The organism is Pseudomonas sp. PME37.24/025, from assembly GCF_055556615.1.
This window is the reverse complement of the sequence record NZ_JBVHNK010000002.1, coordinates 579,324-599,819: the sequence shown is the minus strand read 5'-3', so window position 1 is coordinate 599,819 and position 20,496 is coordinate 579,324. Positions and strand designations below refer to the sequence as shown.

General features: G+C 60.6%; 19 protein-coding genes. 9 read left to right on the top strand and 10 right to left on the bottom strand.

The window, feature by feature from the left end:
* Nucleotides 1-47 precede the first annotated feature (47 nt).
* The 5 genes from cpaB to ACZ3HH_RS05805 all read left to right on the top strand — a co-directional run bounded on the left by cpaB (nt 48) and on the right by ACZ3HH_RS05805 (nt 5,329).
* Nucleotides 48-974, top strand: coding sequence for a Flp pilus assembly protein CpaB (gene cpaB / locus ACZ3HH_RS05825; RefSeq protein ID WP_465803334.1), 927 nt, complete (start codon nt 48-50; stop codon nt 972-974).
* Between the two features lie 89 nt (nt 975-1,063).
* Complete coding sequence (locus ACZ3HH_RS05820) at nt 1,064-2,269, top strand: AAA family ATPase (RefSeq protein WP_465803332.1); 1,206 nt, start codon at nt 1,064-1,066, stop codon at nt 2,267-2,269.
* Nucleotides 2,266-3,546 carry a CpaF family protein gene (locus ACZ3HH_RS05815; RefSeq protein ID WP_465803331.1) on the top strand — a complete coding sequence of 427 codons (1,281 nt, stop codon included), beginning with the start codon at nt 2,266-2,268 and terminating at the stop codon, nt 3,544-3,546. Before ACZ3HH_RS05820 ends, ACZ3HH_RS05815 begins: the two co-directional genes overlap by 4 nt.
* An 11-nt stretch (nt 3,547-3,557) precedes the next feature.
* Nucleotides 3,558-4,442 (top strand): type II secretion system F family protein, encoded by an 885-nt coding sequence (locus tag ACZ3HH_RS05810; RefSeq protein WP_465803329.1) that lies wholly within the window; start codon nt 3,558-3,560, stop codon nt 4,440-4,442.
* A complete protein-coding gene (locus tag ACZ3HH_RS05805) occupies nt 4,439-5,329 on the top strand; it encodes a type II secretion system F family protein (protein ID WP_465803328.1) in 891 nt (296 codons plus the stop codon). The genes ACZ3HH_RS05810 and ACZ3HH_RS05805 overlap by 4 nt, the downstream gene beginning before the upstream one ends.
* 166 nt (nt 5,330-5,495) lie before the next feature.
* Here ACZ3HH_RS05805 and ACZ3HH_RS05800 read toward each other — a convergent pair whose 3' ends face one another.
* The 3 genes from ACZ3HH_RS05800 to ACZ3HH_RS05790 all read right to left on the bottom strand — a co-directional run bounded on the left by ACZ3HH_RS05800 (nt 5,496) and on the right by ACZ3HH_RS05790 (nt 8,150).
* Nucleotides 5,496-5,873: a DUF6124 family protein gene (locus tag ACZ3HH_RS05800; protein WP_465803326.1), complete on the bottom strand. Its 378-nt coding sequence runs from the start codon at nt 5,871-5,873 to the stop codon at nt 5,496-5,498.
* Between the two features lie 894 nt (nt 5,874-6,767).
* On the bottom strand, nt 6,768-7,556 hold the full coding sequence (locus ACZ3HH_RS05795; RefSeq protein ID WP_465803324.1) for a response regulator: 789 nt from the start codon (nt 7,554-7,556) through the stop codon (nt 6,768-6,770).
* Nucleotides 7,557-7,679: 123 nt separating this feature from the next.
* Nucleotides 7,680-8,150 carry a prepilin peptidase gene (locus tag ACZ3HH_RS05790; RefSeq protein ID WP_465803322.1) on the bottom strand — a complete coding sequence of 157 codons (471 nt, stop codon included), beginning with the start codon at nt 8,148-8,150 and terminating at the stop codon, nt 7,680-7,682.
* Between the two features lie 75 nt (nt 8,151-8,225).
* Between ACZ3HH_RS05790 and ACZ3HH_RS05785 the strand changes: the two genes are divergently transcribed.
* Nucleotides 8,226-8,666 carry a TadE/TadG family type IV pilus assembly protein gene (locus tag ACZ3HH_RS05785; RefSeq protein WP_007907464.1) on the top strand — a complete coding sequence of 147 codons (441 nt, stop codon included), beginning with the start codon at nt 8,226-8,228 and terminating at the stop codon, nt 8,664-8,666.
* Nucleotides 8,663-11,431 carry a PAS domain-containing sensor histidine kinase gene (locus ACZ3HH_RS05780; RefSeq protein WP_465803319.1) on the top strand — a complete coding sequence of 923 codons (2,769 nt, stop codon included), beginning with the start codon at nt 8,663-8,665 and terminating at the stop codon, nt 11,429-11,431. The genes ACZ3HH_RS05785 and ACZ3HH_RS05780 overlap by 4 nt, the downstream gene beginning before the upstream one ends.
* Here ACZ3HH_RS05780 and ACZ3HH_RS05775 read toward each other — a convergent pair.
* The 5 genes from ACZ3HH_RS05775 to ACZ3HH_RS05755 form a co-directional block, all read right to left on the bottom strand.
* Nucleotides 11,401-13,383, bottom strand: a complete 1,983-nt coding sequence (locus ACZ3HH_RS05775; protein WP_465803318.1) for a TadG family pilus assembly protein — start codon at nt 13,381-13,383, stop codon at nt 11,401-11,403. The two genes, ACZ3HH_RS05780 and ACZ3HH_RS05775, sit on opposite strands and share 31 nt — an antisense overlap.
* Nucleotides 13,384-13,694: 311 nt before the next feature.
* On the bottom strand, nt 13,695-14,252 hold the full coding sequence (locus ACZ3HH_RS05770; protein ID WP_465803316.1) for a DUF4136 domain-containing protein: 558 nt from the start codon (nt 14,250-14,252) through the stop codon (nt 13,695-13,697).
* Between the two features lie 53 nt (nt 14,253-14,305).
* Nucleotides 14,306-14,923 carry a DUF4136 domain-containing protein gene (locus ACZ3HH_RS05765; protein ID WP_465803314.1) on the bottom strand — a complete coding sequence of 206 codons (618 nt, stop codon included), beginning with the start codon at nt 14,921-14,923 and terminating at the stop codon, nt 14,306-14,308.
* Between the two features lie 12 nt (nt 14,924-14,935).
* Nucleotides 14,936-15,685 carry a methyltransferase domain-containing protein gene (locus tag ACZ3HH_RS05760; RefSeq protein ID WP_460148075.1) on the bottom strand — a complete coding sequence of 250 codons (750 nt, stop codon included), beginning with the start codon at nt 15,683-15,685 and terminating at the stop codon, nt 14,936-14,938.
* Entirely contained in the window at nt 15,685-15,987 is a 303-nt protein-coding gene (locus tag ACZ3HH_RS05755) for a nucleotide pyrophosphohydrolase (protein WP_258619833.1), read from the bottom strand. The genes ACZ3HH_RS05760 and ACZ3HH_RS05755 overlap by 1 nt, the downstream gene beginning before the upstream one ends.
* 271 nt (nt 15,988-16,258) lie before the next feature.
* On the opposite strand from ACZ3HH_RS05755, the gene ACZ3HH_RS05750 reads away from it, so the two are divergent.
* Together ACZ3HH_RS05750 and ACZ3HH_RS05745 are read left to right on the top strand one after the other, a co-directional pair.
* Nucleotides 16,259-16,552, top strand: coding sequence for a hypothetical protein (locus ACZ3HH_RS05750; RefSeq protein ID WP_123718967.1), 294 nt, complete (start codon nt 16,259-16,261; stop codon nt 16,550-16,552).
* Nucleotides 16,553-16,791: 239 nt separating this feature from the next.
* A complete protein-coding gene (locus ACZ3HH_RS05745; RefSeq protein ID WP_460148077.1) occupies nt 16,792-18,132 on the top strand; it encodes an MATE family efflux transporter in 1,341 nt (446 codons plus the stop codon).
* A gap of 24 nt (nt 18,133-18,156) precedes the next feature.
* On the opposite strand, the gene ACZ3HH_RS05740 is transcribed toward ACZ3HH_RS05745, so the two are convergent.
* A complete protein-coding gene (locus ACZ3HH_RS05740) occupies nt 18,157-18,954 on the bottom strand; it encodes a DUF4123 domain-containing protein (protein WP_465803311.1) in 798 nt (265 codons plus the stop codon).
* A complete protein-coding gene (locus tag ACZ3HH_RS05735; RefSeq protein ID WP_465803309.1) occupies nt 18,951-20,276 on the bottom strand; it encodes a contractile injection system protein, VgrG/Pvc8 family in 1,326 nt (441 codons plus the stop codon). The genes ACZ3HH_RS05740 and ACZ3HH_RS05735 overlap by 4 nt, the downstream gene beginning before the upstream one ends.
* Between the last annotated feature and the right edge of the window lie 220 nt (nt 20,277-20,496).

Genomic DNA, 20,496 nt, shown 5'->3' with positions numbered 1-20,496 from the left:
GTTAGAACTCTTGGGGGGCGTTACGCAGCAGGAAAGGGAGAGCCTTCATGAACAGTCGCGTCACCATGGGCCTGGCCGGGCTGTTTCTGGTAGGCGCCATCATTGCCGGTTACTGGGGGCTGGCGCTGAGTCGCCAACCGGCACCCGAATCCGTCGCGCAACCCGGCACATCGGCCCCGATACTGGCGTCGGTGGACGACCCGACTCGCCAACCGGTGGTTGTGCTGCTGCGTGACATAGCACCGTTCGAACAAATCACCACCGCCGACGTGACCCTGGAAAAGCTCCGTACCGCTCCGGCCGGCAGCCTGTCCCGTCTCGATCAAGCCATTGGCCGTACGCCTTGGCGCATGCTGACTGCCGGCAGTTGGCTCAATGATGAAAGTTTCGAAACCGGCGGGGCGCTGGCGCGAATGATCCGCCCCGATGAGCGCGCCCTCGCTGTGGCGGCGGATGACGTGGTCAATGTCGGCGGTCAACTGAGCCCAGGCGACTATGTCGATGTCCTGCTGTTTCTGCGCATGGACACCAACAACCTCCAGCAATCGGCCCAGGTCGTGGTCCCGGCGTTGCGGGTGCTCGGTGTCGGCGACCAGTTGGGGCTGATGAACGATGGGCAGCCTGCCAACCCGGCGCGCAGCACCGAAGAAAGACTCAAGCAGGAACAGCAGCGCGCCAGCGCCCGCACCGTTTTGCTTGCCGTCCCCGAACCCCTCTTGAGTCGCCTGATGCTCGCGGCTCAGGTCGGGGTTTTGCGCCTGGCCGTGCGCAGTGCCGAGGAAAAACGCCTGAACCAATATTGGGCCGGCAACCGCGATTCGAAGGCGAGCCTGGCCAGTGCCAATCGCGAACTGGTGCAGTTCAGTCAACTGGCCCTGGCCGGCACACCCAAACCCGCCACCGGCAGCGCAGCACCGCGCAAGACGAGCGTGGAAGTCATCCGCGGCAATGAAGTCACCCAACAAACGCCCTGAATCGAGCGAGGACGCTTCTCCATGCGCAGACGTTTCACGCAGTACTTGCTCGACAACGGCTGCTTCGATAAATGCGGTGGGTTATCGCAATGAGCCAACCCCAGAACCTGAGTCAGACGTTCCTCGCGATCACGCGCAACAGCACCGACTTCGAGTGGCTGCAAGGTGCCCTTGCCCCTTTGGGCCGAGTGATCAGCGCCGGTGGCGGCAACCTCGATGAGCTCTTGACGCTGGTGGACGTGACCTTCGCCAGCCTGGTGTTCGTGGGTCTGGACCGTGAACATGTGGTGGCCCAGAGCGCGTTGATCGAGGGTGCCCTAGAAGCAAAACCGATGCTGGCGATCGTTGCCTTGGGCGACGGCATGGACAACCAACTCGTGCTCAATGCCATGCGTGCTGGCGCGCGGGATTTCGTCTCATATGGCTCACGTTCCAGTGAAGTTGCCGGCCTGGTGCGACGCCTGAGCAAACGCCTGCCGACCGTGACGCCGAACCTGCAACAGAGTCAACAGGGTGGCCTGACCGTGCTTTACGGCGCGCAGAGCAATGCCGACGGAGCGTTGCTCGCCAACCACCTGGCGCACTTGGTGCAAAAGAGCGGTCAGCAGACACTGTTGCTGGATCTGGGCCTGCCGCGTGGCGACAGCCTTGCATTGCTGGGGCTGGAGAGCTCGTTTCATTTTGGCGATGCGTTGCGACATCTGAGGCGCCTCGATGCGACGCTGATCGACAGCGCCTTCACCACCTGTGATGGCGGGCTGCGGATTCTCGCCTACGCCAGCAACGACGAACCGCTGGAGCAGACCAGTGCCGCCGAGCTGTACATGCTGCTCAGCGCCTTGCGTCAACATTTCCAGCACATCGTGGTGAATCTCACTGGCCAGTCAGACAGCGAAGCGTTGCGCACCTTCGTCAGCCATTGCGACAAGTTGCTGTGGTACACCGATCAGAATGTGCTCGACTGCCGACGCAACCTTGAAGTGCTCAGCCGCTGGCGCGAAAAAGGCCTCAAACTCGACCACGCCAGATTGCTGGTGGACCGCTATCTGCGCAACGTCGCGCCAGACTCCGACACTTTGAGCAAAAGCTTCGGCATGGAGGTTATGGCGGTCCTTGCCTACAGCCCGGAAGTACGGCTCAACGCCAAGAATCAGGGGGTGAGCCTGTTCGAGCTGGCCCCGCGCGAAAACCTGACCCAAAGCCTGCGCGCCCTCGGCGAACGACTGGCCAAACGCTCCGAAGACCTGGACAAACCCAAGGCTGGCTGGTTTGACCGATTGAGGGGCGCGCAATGAGCGGGGAAAAACTTTTCGGCGCGCCCTCCCACGGGCCGGCCGGCAATACCGACCACGAAGGCCTGAAACTGGTGCTGCACCGCTACATCATCGATGCCATCGAAGAGTCCGGGAAAAACCTGCTGGAAGGTTCGCGGCCAATGCTGTCGCAGTTCGTCATCGACAAAGTCGCCGAGTACATCGCCCGTCTGCACCTGGCGATTTCCCGGTACGAGATGGAGCGGCTGGCGGAAGAAATCGTCGACGAGCTCACCGGTTTCGGTCCGCTGGAGGTGCTGCTGCGTGACTCGACGGTGACCGAAATCCTGGTCAACGGCCCGCACCGGGTGTTCGTCGAGCGCGAGGGTGTGTTGCACCTGAGTGACCTGCGATTCATCGACGACCATCACGTCGAGCGAGTGATGCAACGGATTCTTGCGCCCCTGGGCCGACGGCTCGACGAGTCTTCGCCGATGGTCGATGCGCGCCTGCCCGACGGCAGCCGGGTCAACGCAATCATTCCACCAATTGCCCTTGATGGCCCGTGCCTGTCGATTCGAAAATTCCGCAAGGACATGCTTAAAAGCTCCGATCTGATGGCGATGCAAACCATCGATCAGGCGATCTTTGAATTTATTCAGGAGGCTGTGGGCAAGCGTTGCAACATCCTTGTCAGCGGCGGTACCGGCACCGGCAAGACCACATTGCTGAACATTCTCAGCCAGTTGATCGCCCCTCACGAACGCTTGGTCACCATCGAAGACGTCGCCGAACTGCAACTCGGCCATCCTCACGTGGTGCGCCTGGAAACCCGACCGCCGAATGCCGAAGGCCACGGCGAAGTGAAGGCCAGCGACCTGATTCGCAACGCGCTGCGGATGCGCCCGGACCGGATCATCCTCGGCGAGATTCGCGGCGTCGAAGTGGTCGACGTGCTCACCGCGATGAACACCGGGCACGACGGCTCCATGAGCACCGTGCACGCCAACAATGCCCAGGATGCGCTGTTGCGCCTGGAGACCCTGGTGGGCCTGACCGGACGCACCATCGCCGAACGCACCCTGCGGCAAATGATCTGCGCGGCGCTGGACGTGGTGATCCAACTGACGCGCCTACCCGATGGCCGCCGCTGCGTCAGCGAAGTGGTGGAGGTCGTGGGTATTCGTGATGACATCTATGTGACCAATACGCTGTTCCGCTTCGACCGACGCACCGGTTTCGGTTTTCTGCGCGAGGCGGTCAACCCCGCCGGCGATAAATTGCGTCGTGAATCGGCGCTCTCTCCCTTATCGCACTAAAGGATCACGGCATGCTCAAACCGGCGCTGCTCATCCTGATTTGCCTGACATTGCTGGGCTTGTCGATCCGTTTGTTCTACAACGGATTGCGCCAGACCGGCATCGATCGAACCCTCGGTCGCTTGATGCAGGGGCAACCGCAACTGGCGGTGGCGAAATCTTCCTGGGCTGGCCTGGAACGGGCCTTTCTACGCGCCGGCCTCGGTCGTCCCACCGAGCGCCTGGGGTTGTGGCTGTTGCTCTGGGCCTTGGGCATCTTGCTGGGGTTTGCTCTCGCAAGGTGGATCGGTTTGTTGGTGTTGTTGCTGATGCCACCCCTGGCTCTGCGGCTGTACATCAGTTGGTGCTACCAGCGCCGGCTCAAGCGCATGGTCGAACAACTGCCGTCATTGCTCGATCATACGGTGCGCAGTCTGAAATCCGGACGCACCCTGGCCGATGCGGTGCTGGTCGCCATCGACGCCGCCGAAGATCCGCTGAAAAACGCCATGGGCCGGGTTCAGCGCAACGTGCACCTGGGCGTCAGCCTGCCCGATGCTGTCACGGACTTCGCCGAACTGTACGAGAAAGACGAGTTTCGCTTGTTCGCGCTGGGCCTGAAGGTCAACCACCGCTACGGCGGTAATGCCAGTGAGCTGTTTGAGAACCTGATCAAAATGGTCCGTGAACGAGATCAGGCTGCGCGCCAACTGCGCGCCATGACGGGCGAAACCCGCATCACCGCAGTGGTGCTAGCCCTGATGCCCGTGGGGCTCGCCGCTTACTTCTTGCTGTCCAATCCGAAATACCTGCTCGCCATGTGGAACAGCAACTCGGGGCAAATGATGCTCGCGACCGCGTTCGGCCTGCAGGTCGTGGGTTGCCTGGCGCTGTGGCGCATGTTGCGTAGCGTATGAAAATAGCCCTGCTGATCAGCGCACTATTGTTTCTGGCGGCCACGCTGTTGCTGCTCAGTGGACTGCTGGACCAACATCGGCGCGCTCGCCAGGTGGCTCAACGACTGGACGGCAAACCGCTGAGCGACCATCGCGTCCGTCACTGGTTGCAAGTACTGGGCGACAGCCGCATCGGCCAGCGCTCGGTCAAACTGGACAATGAAACCCAGACACTACTCAACCGCCTCGGCTGGCGCAGCGCCCGGCAACGCTCGCTGTTCGCTGCCTGTCAGATTGGCATACCGGTGCTTGCGTTGGCCCTGAGTCTGTTGATCCAGAGCGTGTTCTTCCCGCAGGTGAACAACCACTGGATCACCCCGGTCTTCGCCACCGCCCTCGGCTATCTGCTGCCCAAACGCTTACTGGCCGCCGCCGCGTACCGTCGGCAAAGGCAACTGGCGATCGAGATTTCGACCTTCATTCCACTGCTGCGCATCCTGTTCGAATCCGGCATGGCGGTGGAGCAGTCGCTGCGAGTGCTGAGCATCGAAGGCAAACAATTACTGCCAGCCCTGACCCATGAATTGCGCCTGATACTGACCCGGGTCGACTCCGGTCTGGAGCTTGGCGAAGAACTGAACAAGGCCACCCAGTTACTGGCGGTGGACGAGTTCACCGACACCTGCGTGATTCTTCAGCAATTGATCCACCAGGGCGGCGGCGCCATGAAATCACTGCTGGGGCTCAAAATGCTGCTCGATGACCGGCGCCTGACACGCTTGCAGGAATACATCTCCAAGATGTCCGCGAAAATGTCCGTCGTGATGATGTTGTTTCTCTTCCCGGCGCTGCTGATCGTACTGGCCGGCCCCAGCTTCACTGCTTTGGCCCGGGCCTTTCATCATTGACAAGGAGCGAGGCTTGCCCGCGAAGGTGGCCTGACAGCCGACCAATCCCTCGCAGATGCACACGATTCAATTGTGGGAGCGAGCCTGCTCGCGATAGCGGTGTGTCCGTCGACATCCATGTTGAATGTCGGACCGTCTTCGCGGGCAAGCCTCGCTCCTACAGGGATCAGCTGTGTGGCGCGGGTTTTGGTACGTCGACGTTATCCAGCATTCGATTCACCGCCAGCTCGGCCAGCATGATGATCTGTTGAATCGCCATCACTGTGTGCCGGTGCGGCCCTTCCAGATACCCCGCAATATCACTCGCCATCACACTGGCCTGGGCCAACGATTCACAGGTGTGAGCCAACAGGTCTTCATCTTTGATATCAGGCGCGACCATATACATCGTGCTCGGCTTGCGGGCCACGGGTGATTTGAGGGCGGATGGATTGAGGTAGTGGTCGATCGCGCGGTCCGCGGCTTCGTGGAATTTTTTGGAATCAGCAGATTCGTAAGGGGAAACGTTGTCGGTTTCTGGGGGATTCGGGGTTGCTTTAAACATGATTACACCTCCGGGATGAAATGGAGCCACTTCCAAATTGCCGCGACGCAATTTGGGGTGGCAGCTGTACGCGGGTTCGCGGACCGATCCCAGAGGCATATCTCGGCATACCCGAAGGTATCCCGCGCACAGTCGCCATGACACGAAACGACAGACACCCAAAAGTGCTGTTGTTCGGTGGAGCGATTATGCCTCAAGAATCGAGCCGCGACGCCCGGACGCTGAATTGTCAGCGACGAACAAAGGCTAGAGACGCAGCGTCCGACGGGCAACCTGAAAAACATGTGGGAAGGTTCTGATGTTTTTACTGATCGATAAACATCATTGTCTGTAAGGCCGCCATCGCGAGCAGGCTCGCTCCCACAGTGGGTTGGCGTATGTCTGAGAGGGATTGATTGGCTGTCAGGGTCCCAAGATCAAAAGATCGCAGCCTTCGGCAGCTCCTACGTGGGGTTGTACACCCGCGAGAGATTGGTCGGCGGTCAGGCCGCCATCGCGGGCAAGCCCGCTCCCACAGTGGAGCGGCGTGCACCCGCCCCTCACCACTCAACAGGCCGAGCGTTAGCTCGCCTGCCGCTTTTGATCTTGATCTGCCCGCCCCTTCGGGAGGCTGAGCGGAGGTGTTCATCTGGGGATTGGCGCGCAGCGCCGTTCGACGCAGTCGAACCCATCGCATGTAGGTCGTAGCGAAGCAGACCGTAGGGCGATGCCCCCAGATGGATACCGGAGCGAAGGAACGCCGAGCCTTAGCGAGGGGCCGTACGCTTGGGGCGAGACCTTTTGGGTACTTTTGGGGCGTTTGCCAAAAGTGCCTCGCCGTAAGGGCGAAACCATAAGCCGCCGTTACCGCAGAAATGGATATGTACACCATGAAACAGCGTACAGCCGAAAAACTCAGTGCGCAGTAAGCCGCCGCACACCAGCATTCCCAGGCGACAACGCCAACGCCACTTGCGTGCGATTATGCATATGCGTCAACCGCAACACCTGCGACACATAAAGCTTCACCGTGTTCTCGGTAATCCCCAACTCACAGGCAATCTGATAATTTGTCTGCCCCTTGCCCACCAACCGCGCCACCTCCAACTGCCGCGGCGACAGCTGATTGAAAACCGCCGGCATCTCCACCCGCTCAACCTCACTCAATGCACCGTCAGCCGAATCAGACAAAGACGCCGAAGACGGTCCCCGACGAACCTTGTCCAGATCCTGATACAGCTCGTCGATCGACTCACAAAGATACTGCAGCTTCTGACTCAAATGCCCCAACTGCAGGTTTTTCTGCCGCTCCTGCAAGACCACTTCCTGGCGCTGCAAACCTTCGAGCAACTCATCCAGATCAATCGGCTTTTGATAGTAGTCGGCGAACCCGGCGCGCAAGGCCTTGATCACATCCTGCTTGTCGGCGCGACCGGTGAGCATGATCGCCTCGAACGCCCGGTGCTTGCCGGACAACCTTTGTAACGCCTGGACGAGCTGAATGCCATCCATGTCAGGCATCTGCAAATCACAGAGCACCAGGCCGATATCCTCGTACTCACTGAAACGCTCGATCGCCTGCTTGCCGGACTGACAAGGAATACAGCGATAACCATTGCGCTCGATGAACTCGCAAAGTTCTTCGACAATCAATGGTTCGTCATCGACCACAAGGACTTTTATTGCCGAGATAAGCTTGTTCACGTGTCACTCCATGCCAAGTCTGGCCTGACCGTTCCTGTACCCACTACCCATAGGCTGTACAACAACTGTTCTGAAAGTAGACGCACTTTCCAACTATGTACATAGAACGGGGGCGCCCGGCGACTAATGCATCCAGACCAGAGTGAGCAACATACCCACCAGCACGAACGGCGCAAAGGGCTGCTTTTTTGACGTTCCTGGTCCCAGGTAACGAAGACGATCTCTAAGCCCCTGCCCCATATACAGCCAGAGTCTTGGCGCCAGCAGCAGCCAGAATGCACTGGTCAATCCGGCGCCGATGAAGCCGCCGAGCAGGTGCATACCGTCCGTCGCAAGGCCCAGCGTCGCCATCAGTTTCACGTCGCCCGCCCCCAGACGTCTCAATGCATAACCGGGCAAGGTGAAGGCCAGTGCCAACAACAAAGCCCAGCCGCCCTGCACCGCCTCGGCCCCCAACCATGTGGTGCCCGTCCACAACAGATACGTCAGCGCCAGTACACCCGCGCCAAGGGTCAGGCCATTGGCGATGTGCCGCTCTCGGACATCCTGTGCTGCGCAAAGCGTCAGCCAGATAAGTAGGACAAGGTTCTGCATCCGGTAAAAAACGTCCGTTTTGGCTGAATGATTCTATGCTGAGACTACGTCGTGATGGTCAGGGTAGACGCACTCATGAAAACAGGCCTCCCCCGCAAACAAAAAGGTGCCGTGGCGATTGAGTTCGCTTTGGTGTTCATCATCTTTTTCGCCGTGTTTTATGGGCTGGTGAGTTACAGCCTGCCGCTGTTGCTGATGCAATCGTTCAATCAATCAACAGCCGAAGCGGTGCGCCGCAGTGTGGCGCTGGACCCGAGCACCGCCAATTACGACACCGCCGTCAGAAACATAGCGACCACCGAACTGACCCGGCAACTGGCCTGGATTCCCGCCGCGCTGAACTTCAATGTGGCCACCGACGCCAGCGCCACCTATATCGGTGGCGTGCTGACGGTCACCATCAACTACCCCACCAGTAAACTGAATCAAGTCCTGCCGTTCCTGGTGCTGCCGGGGATCGGCTCGGTGCCCAATCTGCCGGCGACCCTTACCGCCCGATCGAGCCTGCAATTTTGAGTTCCGGGGACAAGCTTTTCGGGCGCCTGCTCAACCGCCAAACGCCACAGCCCTCGATCAGTGCAGACACACCGAGCGTGCAACGTGTCGGTTTGCAGCTGCATCTGAATGACGAGGGCCGAGTGATTCAACTGAGCGGCCCACTGCGGCATCTGCTGGCGCAACAAATCCCCGGCGCACAGGTACCGCACCTGCTCGATTACCTCATGCCCCATAGCGGTCTGTCGGTCGAAGGCGCGCCCGCCGAGTGGCAGGGACAGAGTCTGGACCTGGATTTTTTCAGCCTCGGCGAACAACCGCTGCATCTGCGTGGCTGGGTCCAGCCGTTGGGCGAAAACTGGCTGTTGCAGTTGATCGACATCGGCGATCTGCTGCTCGAACGTCGACAAGCGCGCAGCCGCGAACAATGCCAATTACTTGCGGCGCAGATCAGCGAACAATTGCGCCTGTGCAGCCTGACGCGCTTGCCCGAAGTGCTGGCGGAGCAACTGCAAAGCCTGGCTCAGCGTTTTCAGATCCCGTGCATCGCCATGGCCTTGCTCGACGAACAGGCCGAGGGTTGGCTGATCCATCAGCATTACGCGGCCTTCGATGCCCCCGGGTTGTGGGAAATCGATCAACGCCTGGGCACCGGTCTCGACAGTTTGAATGGCTCCGCTCCCCAGCAACTGATTCCCAGCGAACACCCGCGCCTGCAAGGCATCTTCGGCAATGCCGAAGGGTTCGCGGTGCCTTACCACAATGCCCTGGGCGTGGTGGCCTGGTTGCTCTGTGGTTTCTACCCGGTGCAAGAGCGTGCCCCCAACCTGAGCGAGCGCGATTGGTTGCAACTCACCGCCGCGCTGGCCGGCCCGCTGCTGGAGCGTTTGCGCGAGCATCAGCACCATCTGCAACTGGAGCGACTGGAGTCTCTGCAAGCCTTGCTCGGCACCGGCTGGTGGGAGGTTTTCAGCGACGATGCCGAGGTGCAATTGGCGCCGTCGCTGGCAAGCATGCTGAACCTTGCGAGCACTCGTTTGCCACTGCACGACTGGCTCGAACAGATCCACCCCGCCGACCGTGAAGAGCTGACGATTCGCCTGCAAACCTTGCAGGACGAAGGCGCGCCGTTGCTGCTGTGCGCGCGCCTGCATCGCCCCGACGCGGCGCAAACGCCGATCTGGTATCGACTGCAAGGTCAGGCCTTGGGCATCGGCAGAAACCGGCGGCTGGTGGGCTTCATGCTCGACATCAGCGACATCAAAAATCAGCAACAGAACGCCGCTGCGGCCCATGCCCGGCTGGACAATCTGATTGCCAGTTCACCGGCGGTGATCTACGTGCAGCGCTATGTCGAAGGTGCGCTGCAACCGACATTTTTCAGCGACAGTTTGTTGCCGCTACTCGGTTGGTCACTCGCCGATTGTGCCGCCGGCGCGTTGGTGGAACGGGTTCACCCCGAGGACCGCGACAGCTATTTCGAGCGCACCCGGCAACTGCTGCGCGAAGGTTCAGTGCGTGCCCGTTATCGGTTGCGCGACAGTCGCGGCGATTACCACTGGCTGCTCGACGAAGCCAAACTGTTGCGCGACGATCTCGGGCTGCCGGTGGAAGCCGTGGGGCTGTGGCTGGATGTCACCGAAGCGACCCTGGCCGCCGAGCAAGTAAAACAGAGTGAAGAACGCTATCGGATCCTGGTGGAAGATTCCCCGGCGATGATCTGCCGCTACCTTCCAGACCTGACGCTGACCTTCGGCAACCGCCCGCTGGCGACCTATCTGGAATGCCAGCCCGAGAAGCTGCCGGGAGTGAACCTGGGCAGTTGGATGTCGCCGGAACAGCGCGAAGCGTTCCTCCAGCGGCTCAGTCACCTGAGCCCGGAGTTTCCGGTCAGCACCGCGGAAATCAATCTGCAACTGCCAGGACGGGAACACGCCTGGTGGGTCTGGTCAGATCGCGGGGTGTTCGACGAGCAGGGTCGCTTGCTTGAGATTCAAGCCGTGGGCCGTGACAACACCGAAGTCCGGCGCTCCCAGCAACAGCTCACCCAGAGCGCGAAAATGGCCACCCTCGGCGAAATGGCCACCGGGCTGGCCCATGAAATCAATCAGCCGCTGAACGTGATGCGCATGGCCATCGTCAATGTGCTCAAGCGTCTGAGCAATGGCGATGCGCAAATCGATTACCTGACAGACAAACTCAACCGCATCGACGCGCAAGTCCAGCGCGCGGCGCGGGTGGTGGATCACATGCGGGTATTCGGTCGGCGTTCGGAGATCGAGCAGCACCCGTTCAATCCGGCTCAGGCCATCGAGGGCACGCTGTCACTGCTGTCTGAAGGCATGCGCGGCAAAGGCGTCGAGCTGCGGGTCAGCGAGACCGGATTCGAAGTGCAGGTGCGCGGCTACGTCGATCAGCTGGAACAGGTGCTGATCAATCTGATGGTCAATGCGCGGGATGCATTGTTGAGTAAACGCGAAGCCGACCGTGAGTTCAAACCGTGGATTTCGGTGTACGCCGAACGTGATGAACACTCGGTGCGACTGTGGGTCGAGGACAACGGCGGCGGTATCGATCCGCGGCTGCTGGAGCGGATTTTCGAACCGTTCTTCACCACCAAACCGGTGGGCGTCGGCACCGGGCTCGGGTTGTCGGTGAGTTACGGCATCGTCGAAAACATGGGCGGTAAGTTGAGTGTAAGAAACTCGACCGAGGGCGCGCGGTTTTGTATCGAGTTGCCGATTGTCACGATCGATCAGATCACCAGCGTCGCGCGCCCCGAGTGACAGCTGAGGTTGGCGCCGACGTCGACCTTGTTCAAATCGATCCCTAGGCTTAACAGCAAGGTGTTGATCAAGCTGTCGAGCAACGGGCTGAGCACGCTGTTGATCGCGCTGATCAGCAAGGTGGTGACGCTGCTCAGGATCGTCCCCAGACCACTGACGAGACTGCCCGACGGACCATACATGTCCACGTGAATGTTAAGCGGGGTGTTGAGCAGGTTGCTGACAATGCTGCTGGTGGTGAACGAGTAGTAGAACGGTGGCTGGTTGATTTCCGGCAGGCTGGTGGCGGGCGGTGCGGAATAGATATGGGAAATGTTGGCGTTCGTCGCCACGCTGGTGTCGGCAACGATATCGATGCCGCCACCGACGCCGGGCACACGCGGATCGCAGGTAATGGGCAGAAAGAGAATCCTGCGACAGGTTTTGATCCCGATATCGATCACCTTCAACGGCTGCACCGTGACCGTCGGCGGCGTGGTGTTGCTGCCGAACATGCTGGCCGCATCGATCCGGCCGATTTTCAGGTTAACCAGCGATGTACTGGTGTTGGTGGTCAGGGTTTTGTTGGTGTTACTGACGCAGCTGTAGGCCGTGACGTAACTGCTGGCACTGGCGACCTCCAGCGCCACATCGAGCCGTATCGGCCCCGGCAACAGCTTGATGTCGGGTGTCTGGCAGGGCACGCCCAAGGCACAGGTCAGTGAATTGAGCACCGCCACCAGGTTGAGATTGAGCAACGCGTTGAGGGTGTTGGTCAGCGGTCCTGCCAGATCGGTCACCGCATTGACCAGCGCCACAATGGCGTCGAGTGCCGGCAAGTCGATCGACAGCAATGTGCGCACCTGCGCGGTTCTCACGTAGATCCGATTGGGTCCCAGTGGATTCAGCGCAGCGTTTTTCGGATTGCCGATCGCGGAGAGTTGCGGCGGCTCCAGGACCTGCACCCGGGCCGTGATTTGCGCCAGCCCTGCCAGATTGATCGGCAGCGTTGCCACCAGACCGTTTTTCTTGTTGGCCAGTTGCACGAAGCCTTCAATCAAGTTGAACACGCTCACGTTCGTCGCCAACGCCGACATATTGCTGCCGTTCTCGACGTGCAGCATATTGCCCAGCACCACGGTCGTTGAGCCAGCGGCAACCTTGAGTGCTTGCAGCCCGACGATGGTCGCCGTCGCGCCGAGAGTGCCGCCGGGGTCCAGCACATTGACGGCAGTCTGGATCAGCTGACTGACGGCCACCGAAGTGCTCAACACTTGGCTATACCCGGCGGCGTTGAGGCCGAGGTCGACCTTCAACCGATCGAGGTAACCGAGCAGGCTGATATTGGTGCTCACCAAACCGTTCCAGCCCGCCACGGAGAGGTTCAGATTGCCACCCAACAAACCACCGAACAGTCCATTGAGGGTGGTCGATTTGCTGGTATCGATACTCAGCGCCGTCGTGCGGATGGTCAGCGATGCCAGCGGTGGCGGCAACGCTGCGACGGCGGTCGCTGTCAGGTTGAGGGTCGCACCGGCTGGAGGGCCGCCGAACACGGCACCAATACCACCGGCGAAACTCTGCAGGATCGAATGGCTGACGGTCACCCTAATGGCTTCGCTGCTGCTCGGATTAGCCGTAAAAACCCGAAGATTGTTGGCGTCCAGAGTCAAGGCGCCACAGGCCACCGTCAGGCTGCGCGTGGGGTCAGGCAGGGTGAAATTGTTGCGGTTTGCACTGGCGGTGGCATAGGCGGTAGCGGTGGCACCCGTGGCGCAATCACCGTTGCGCGTGGCCGCCTCCAGCGCGGCCATATCCGCGACTCGTTGCAAGCTGCGTTTTTCCAGGTACAGACGGCCGCTGTCGACCACGATCAGCAAGAACACCAAGGCCATGCCCAAGGCCAGCACCGCCATCAAACCGATCGCTCCCCGTTGCCGGGCCGGGCTACGAAACTGCAAGCAGGGAGACATGGCGCACTCCTTTGCCGGCGCACTGGCGAGGGTTACCTCCAACGATGTGAAGCAGTGTAGACAAGGGCCCACCAGATTGCTGGCAACTCGCCATCCCAGACGATAAAAACTCAATGTGGGAGGGCAATGCTGTTCACAAAAGAGAGTCTTGAATCAGAGAAACCTGTGGCGAGGGAGCTTGCTCCCGCTTGAGTGCGTAGTACTCACAAAAATCGGCAGTGGTTGTCAGATTTTTGGGGCCGCTACGCAGCCCAACGCGAGCAAGCTCGCTCGCCACGGGCCCGCTCCCACAGTGGATCGGTGGTGTTGGTTTAGTGCGGTGGATAATTCGCCAATATCCGCCCCACCGTCTCGTGGATTTTATTGCTGCGATCCTGCGGGTTCGGTGTGCGGCTGAGCGTTTGCTCGTCGCTGCCGCGCCACACCAGTTTGCCGTCCTTGCCATCGAGCAGGTCGATCTGGATGGTCGCTACCTTATAGCTGACGTTGCGGGTTTCGGTGTACATCGGCCCGCCCCAGTAGCCGTACCATGGGCCACCATAACCGCCGCCATAGTTAGTGCTCACCTGTTGCTGGCGATCTTCGACGATCAGGTAGGTCTGCACCTTCAGATCCGAGCTGGCGCCGGCAGCGGCCGGACGCAAGCCACGCTGATCCAGCTGATCGGCAACGGACTGGCGGATGCGTTGTTCGGTCAGGTCACTCTTGATCCGTGGATCATCGGGACGGTATTGCACGGCGGGCTCTTTCCAGCTCCAGCTACGGTAGGCGGCAAAGTCGCGGCTGGCATCGAAGTCATGATTGACCTGGTTGGCGGCGCAGGCAGTGAGCAGCGCGGCCATGGCCAGTAAAGCGAGACGGCGGAACATGATTTTTCTCCGATAGAAGACATGCACCTGCGGAAGGCTTCTTGGACGGGAAGCTAATTAGGAGGATACGCCGACATGGCCTTTTCGACAGCTTCGCGAATGGCATCGGCACGCTCGCTCTGATTGCCCTGATGGCTGGTTTCGGCACTGGCACTCCATACCGGCTGGCCGGTGCTCGCGTCGAACAGATCGACTCGCACCACCACCACTTGTACCTGATAAGTACGAATGACCGGCACCGTGTTGTACATGCCGTAACCGCTACCGTAGCGGTTGTAACCGCCGCCGTAATAACCCCCGCCGTAACCATAGTCGTCCTGCACCTGACGCAAGCGGGTTTCCAGACGCAAGTCGGCGCTGACCAACAGGTCCGCCGGGCGGTTGTCGCGCAATGGGCGCAAGCCGCGTTGATCGAGGGCATTGCTGACAGCTTCGGCCACCTGCGCCGAGTCGGCCCAGGCCGTGCCCGGTGGCAGGCGACCGTTGAGCCAGGCCCAGCTGCGATAGCGGCCGTAGTCACGTGGCGGTGCCGGATAGGCGCTGCTGTCGAAGGTGGTGGCGGCTTGAGGCGGTGCCGGCGGCAAGGGATTGGACGTCGCGACATAAGGGTTGCTGCCCTGACAGGCCGCCAACCCGAGACAGATCACCAGTAACCCTGAACGACTTTTCATTTCGCGCTCCGGTCAGATCGGCCGACAGATCCAGTGCAAGTAGCGCCCAAGCCCGGCGAAGCTTGGGTGACGGCGGTGGGCCAGTTCCATTTCCAGCAAGTCCGGCAGTTCGACGCGGGCCTGGAATTCCACCGGCATGTAGTCGTAAAAAACCCGCACTCCACTCTGGGTTTCGACCTGCCACATGCTCTCAAGTTGCGCCGCCAGTTCCCGTGGATCCAGCGGCTGCTGCGGGGTCAGGCTCTGCTTTTCGCCGGCCATGTCGTTCTTGCGCATCTTGCGGAAATGGCCCTTGAGCAGGTTGCGGTAGATCAACGCATCGCGGTTGTAGAACGCCAGGGACAACCAGCCGTCCGGCTTCGTCAGCTGATGCAGCACCGGCAGAATCGCATAGGGTTGAGCCAGCCATTCCAGCACGGCGTGGCACAGCACCAGGTCGTAGGGTTCGGTGAGCTGACCGAGCAGATCCTGCCACGGCGCCTGGATGAACGTCGCCGTCTGCCCCGCTTCGGCGAAGCGCTGACGGGCGCCTTCAAGCATCGGTTCGGCGGGTTCGGCGAGGGTCACCTGATGACCGCGCTCAGCCAGCCACAACGACATGTGGCCCAGGCCGGCACCGATGTCCAGTACACGCAACGGGCGGTCCGGCAGGGTTTCGGCCAGATCGGCTTGCAACACTGCGAGCCGGATCGCACCTTTGGCGCCACCGTAGATTTTTTCGGCGAAGCGAGTCGCCAGCTGATCGAAATGACGGTCGCTCATCAGCTGAACCGCCGTTCGCTGTCCGCGAGTTTGCTGCGCACCACTTCATTCATGTCCAACCCCAACTCGCTGCACAGCAGCACTAGATACAGCACGATGTCGCCGATTTCCTGCCCGGCATGGGCGAGTTTGTCCGCCGGCAACTGGCGCGACTGGTCTTCGGTCAGCCACTGGAAAATCTCCACCAGCTCGGACATTTCCACGCTCGCGGCCATGGCCAGGTTTTTCGGGCTATGAAATTGCCGCCAGTCATTACGGTCGCGAATGGCGTGCAGGCGTTCGGTCAGTTCAACAAGGTTCATCGGGCTCTCCTGAAGGCGTATAGCTTCAGGGGGATGGCGGGTGAAGGCAAGTGGCAACGGTTGAGCAACAGGAGCGATTTTTTGTGGGAGCGGGCCTGCTCGCGAATGCACACTGACATTCAACGTAGATGTTGACTGACAGACCATCGCGAGCAGGCTCGCTCCCACAGGGATAGCGCAACACTCTATGCTTGTGGGGAACTCGGCAGCACGATCCATAGCCCAACGGGCGGATCCGGCAACCACGCCATCATTCCATCAGGACGCACACATGCAGGTAGAAAGCTTTTTCGAATGGCTCGGCCAGATAATCGGTTCGGCCATCCGGTTCATCATCGATGCCCTTACTGGCCTGTTCAACCTGTTGAGCAACGCCGGCAGCAATTTTGTCGAAGGGTTGGCCCAGGCGCTGGGCATGGACACTTCGATCGTCAGCATCATCACGCTGATTATCGGGTTGATGCTGCTGTGGGCAGCGATCCGAGCCTTCATGAACGCGTCGATCATCATGGGGATTATCTGGTTGCTGCTGGGGTTGTGGTTGCTGAGCTGGATTGTTCACTAAGGCTGCCCCCTATCCTGTGGGCGCGGGCCTGTGTGGCGAGGGGGCTTGCCCCCGTTCGACTGCAAAGCAGTCGCAAAATCGGCGCACTCGGCCAACCTGAAGAACGGCGATGTCCGGACTTGGGGTCGCTACGCAACCCAACGGGGGCAAGCCCCCTCGCCACACAGGCTCGCTCCCACAATGGATCGATGTAGATTGCGAATGTGTCGCTACAATGCAGGCGCCCCCAAGGAGCCTGCATGTCCAACTTGATTGCCGACTGGCGCAACCGTCCGACCCATCGTCGAGTCTGGGCGCTCGCCGCCCCGATGATTCTCTCGAACATTTCCGTACCGCTGGTAGCGCTGGTCGACAGTACCGTCATCGGCCATTTGCCCCACGCTCATCAACTCGGCGCCGTCGCGGTGGGCGCCAGTCTGTATACCTTTCTTGCCTGGGCCATGGGCTTTCTGCGCATGGGCTCCACCGGGTTCGCTGCCCAGGCTGCCGGGCGCGGGGATGGCGCAGCGTTGCGGCAGATTTTGCTCCAGGGTCTGTTGTTGGCCATGGGCCTGGCCATTTTGTTGGGCGCATTGGGCGTGCCGTTGAGCGGAGTCGCATTGCACTTCATGCAACCGTCGGCGGAGCTGGATCACCTCACCCGCGAGTTCTTCCACACACGGTTATTCGGCTTGCCGGCGGCGCTGGCCAGTTACGCGCTGGTGGGCTGGTTCCTCGGCACCCAGAACGCCCGGGCTCCGCTGGCGATTCTGCTGAGCACCAACCTGGTCAATATCGCGCTGAACCTGTGGTTCGTGCTCGGCCTGGAGTGGGGCGTGGTCGGCGCGGCCCGGGCCTCGGTGATCGCCGAGTGGACCGGCGCGCTGATCGGCCTGTTCATGACCCGTAAGGCCCTGCGCGCCTACCCCGGCCATATCGCCTGGGCCGCGCTGGCGTTGTGGCAGAGTTGGCGCCCATTGCTGGCGGTCAATCGCGACATCTTTATTCGCAGCCTGGCGTTGCAGTCGGTGTTTTTCCTGATCACCGTGCAGGGCGCGCGGCTGGGCGATGCTACGGTCGCCGCCAATGCGTTACTGCTCAACGGTCTGCTGCTGACCGCCCACGCCTTGGACGGTTTGGCCCACGCAGTCGAAGCACTGTGCGGACACGCCATCGGTGCTCGCGACCGCGAAGCCCTGCGCCGCTCATTGGTGGTGGCGTGCGGTTGGTCGTTGCTGGCGAGTGTGGGGTTTGCCTTGCTGTTTCTGTTCGCCGGGCACCTGTTCATCGAGATGCAAACCAACATTCAGAGCGTGCGCGACACCGCCTTCCTTTACCTGCCTTACCTCGCGGTGCTGCCGCTGATTGCCGTCTGGAGTTACCTGCTCGACGGCCTGTTCATCGGCGCCACCCGCGCCCGGGAAATGCGCAACGGCATGCTGTTGACGGTGATCCTGCTGCTGCCCTTCGCCTGGGCGCTGCAAGGCTTGGGTAACCATGGATTGTGGATAACCTTCCTGTTGTTCATGTTGCTGCGTAGCCTGACCCTTGGCGCGTTCGCCTGGTACTTGCACAAGCACGACAGCTGGCTCAATGGATGACGAGGGTCAGGGTTGTCAGCGCGTTCAGGGTTGATCGTTCTGCCACAGGTTGCGCAGGCTCTCGAGACACTCCTGCTGGGTGAATCCCGGCAACGACTGCCCAGGCACTGCGTGGGGGTGCTGCAAGCGCAGCCATAACCAGCCATCGAGCACCGGACGTTCGCTGAAACCCAGCGCCAGCCCTTCCTGCAGGTAAGTCCACAAGCTGTTGTAGTCGGTGCCGGTGGATCGGCTCCAGCGCCATGCGTGTTGTTCCAGCAGGCAGGTTTGCAAAGTGCCTCGCTGACGCAGACTGAGGTTTTCTTCGATGGCCAGCGGCCGGACGGCAAGCCGCGGGTTGAACAACTGCTGCCAGCCTTGACAGCCAATGGCCCGGTCGGCCCAGGTGCCACCGAACCAGCGCAACTGATCGATCGGACCTAACCAGCGACTCAGCTCCTGCGCATCGCAGGCATCGAAAAAATAACTCGCCGTGTGTGGGTTGTAGTAACTCAACAAGGCCCTGTGATGCAGACCCAAGGTGACCGCGAGCATGCGTCGCAAATGCTCCAGCAGCTGCGATGGCGATGTTTCACTGACCAGCAGCAACCCGCTCCAGGTATGTGGTGCACTTTGGCACAGCTCGGCCAGTGCCGGGCATTCGCGAAGGTCGACCAACACCGGCCCGTGCTCACGCAAGGGGTGAAATTCGGTGCCTTCGAACAGGCGGAACCATCGGGCATGAGCAAACTGTTGCCGAAAATTCGCGCCGGCCTGAGGCGCGCCCGGCACGTCGAGCAACAGCCATTGCGGGGTCGGGTCGACCGCTTGAGCGGCGATCATGCCGCACCGCTCTGGCCAGGCTGCAGCGCCACCCGGCAGGTACAAAAAGACTGCGCGCAATGACTGAAACTGCCGCCGCCGGGCAGCAGGCACAGGAGCACCAAGGGTTCGCTGGATTGCAGCAAGCCCTGCATGCCGTCGAGCACCGGGCTGACATCGGTCGTCAAGGGGGGTTGCTGGCCGGGTATGACTGGCTCTGCACTGGAGGCTGCGCCGGGAAGAAATCCGCTGATCAAGGGTTGATCCGGATCGCCTTCGATAAAGCTCACCAGCAACTGCGCCCCTTCGCTCAATGGCAGGGCGCCCGCGCCTTCCAGCTCGGGAGCCAATGGCAACCAGCAGTGACTGGGCGCTGCGCCCTCCCCTTGGTAAAGCCAGTCAAACTGCACGGCAACCGGTCTGGCCAGATCCGGTTGAGACTCATCGACCTCGACCACCCACGCCCGCTGCAGACTATGCATCCTGGGTTTGACGATCGAATGAGGTGCCACCAAAGGCATTTCCTGCACAACGGCGCGCACTAGGTTGCTATAAGGAAGCTCCGGTTCCTGCCCACCCTGATGCTCGACATGGGTCAGTAGCCAGAGACGATTCCAGTCCACACACGGATGGCCGGACAGCGGCATCAGTTGGCCGCTGCGCAGGGTCGCCAGATTTGTCTGGCCTTCGGCGATCTGCCCACAGCCGTGAAGCTTGAACTGGTGCACACCAGGTCGTTCATTCTCACCCTCGAAGACGCTCTCTTCGCCACGGCTGAACTGCCCCAGGCCATCGCCGAAAACCAGACAGTGTCCGAAGGCGCTGTGTTCGAAGTAATAATGAAGCCGTTCCTGGGCGCACAGACGCTGGAGGAATTGCAGGTCTGATTCCCGGTACTGCGTACAGAAATCATGGGACGGGTAATCGCCGCTCAGGTCGAAGCGCCGATCCTTGCCGGCAACAATACCGTGCTCCTTGAGCACCAGAGCGAGGATCTCCGGCACTGAGCGCTGGCTGAAAATTCGCTGATTGAAGCGCTGGGCCAGACACGCCAGCCTGGGCCCCAGACGCACACGGCAGAGCCTGGGCTCACCACCATGGCCGAGCTGAACGAGGCCAAGCAACTGCCCGTGAATACCCTGCCCCTGAGGGCCAAAGTGCAAAAAGGCCGAGCGGTACAGCAGGCTTGCGAGGTCCAGCGTTGGGTCATGGTTCAGCAGATCCACCTCGAACACAAAAGGCTCGCTGATGGCTTCATTACCGGTAAAGGCCAAGACCTCAAAGGGGTCGGGAAGACCCGCTATATCCAGACGAAATGACGGCTCGTTGACTGGATCGAACATCGGCGATTCTCTACAGGAGGGGCGGCCGGGGATTCTCGCCGAGAGACATGGCCGAGTAGAGTGCCGAAGTACAACTTAGGAAATGACCTACGTGAAAAGAAGACCACATCGCTTGGATAGCCTGGCCTGTGGGTCTTTTCGCTTAAAAATAGAGAAGTGTCGCACCAGGCCATCTGAAATTTCCCCAATGTATGGAGAATTTTCAGACAACCCGATGAGA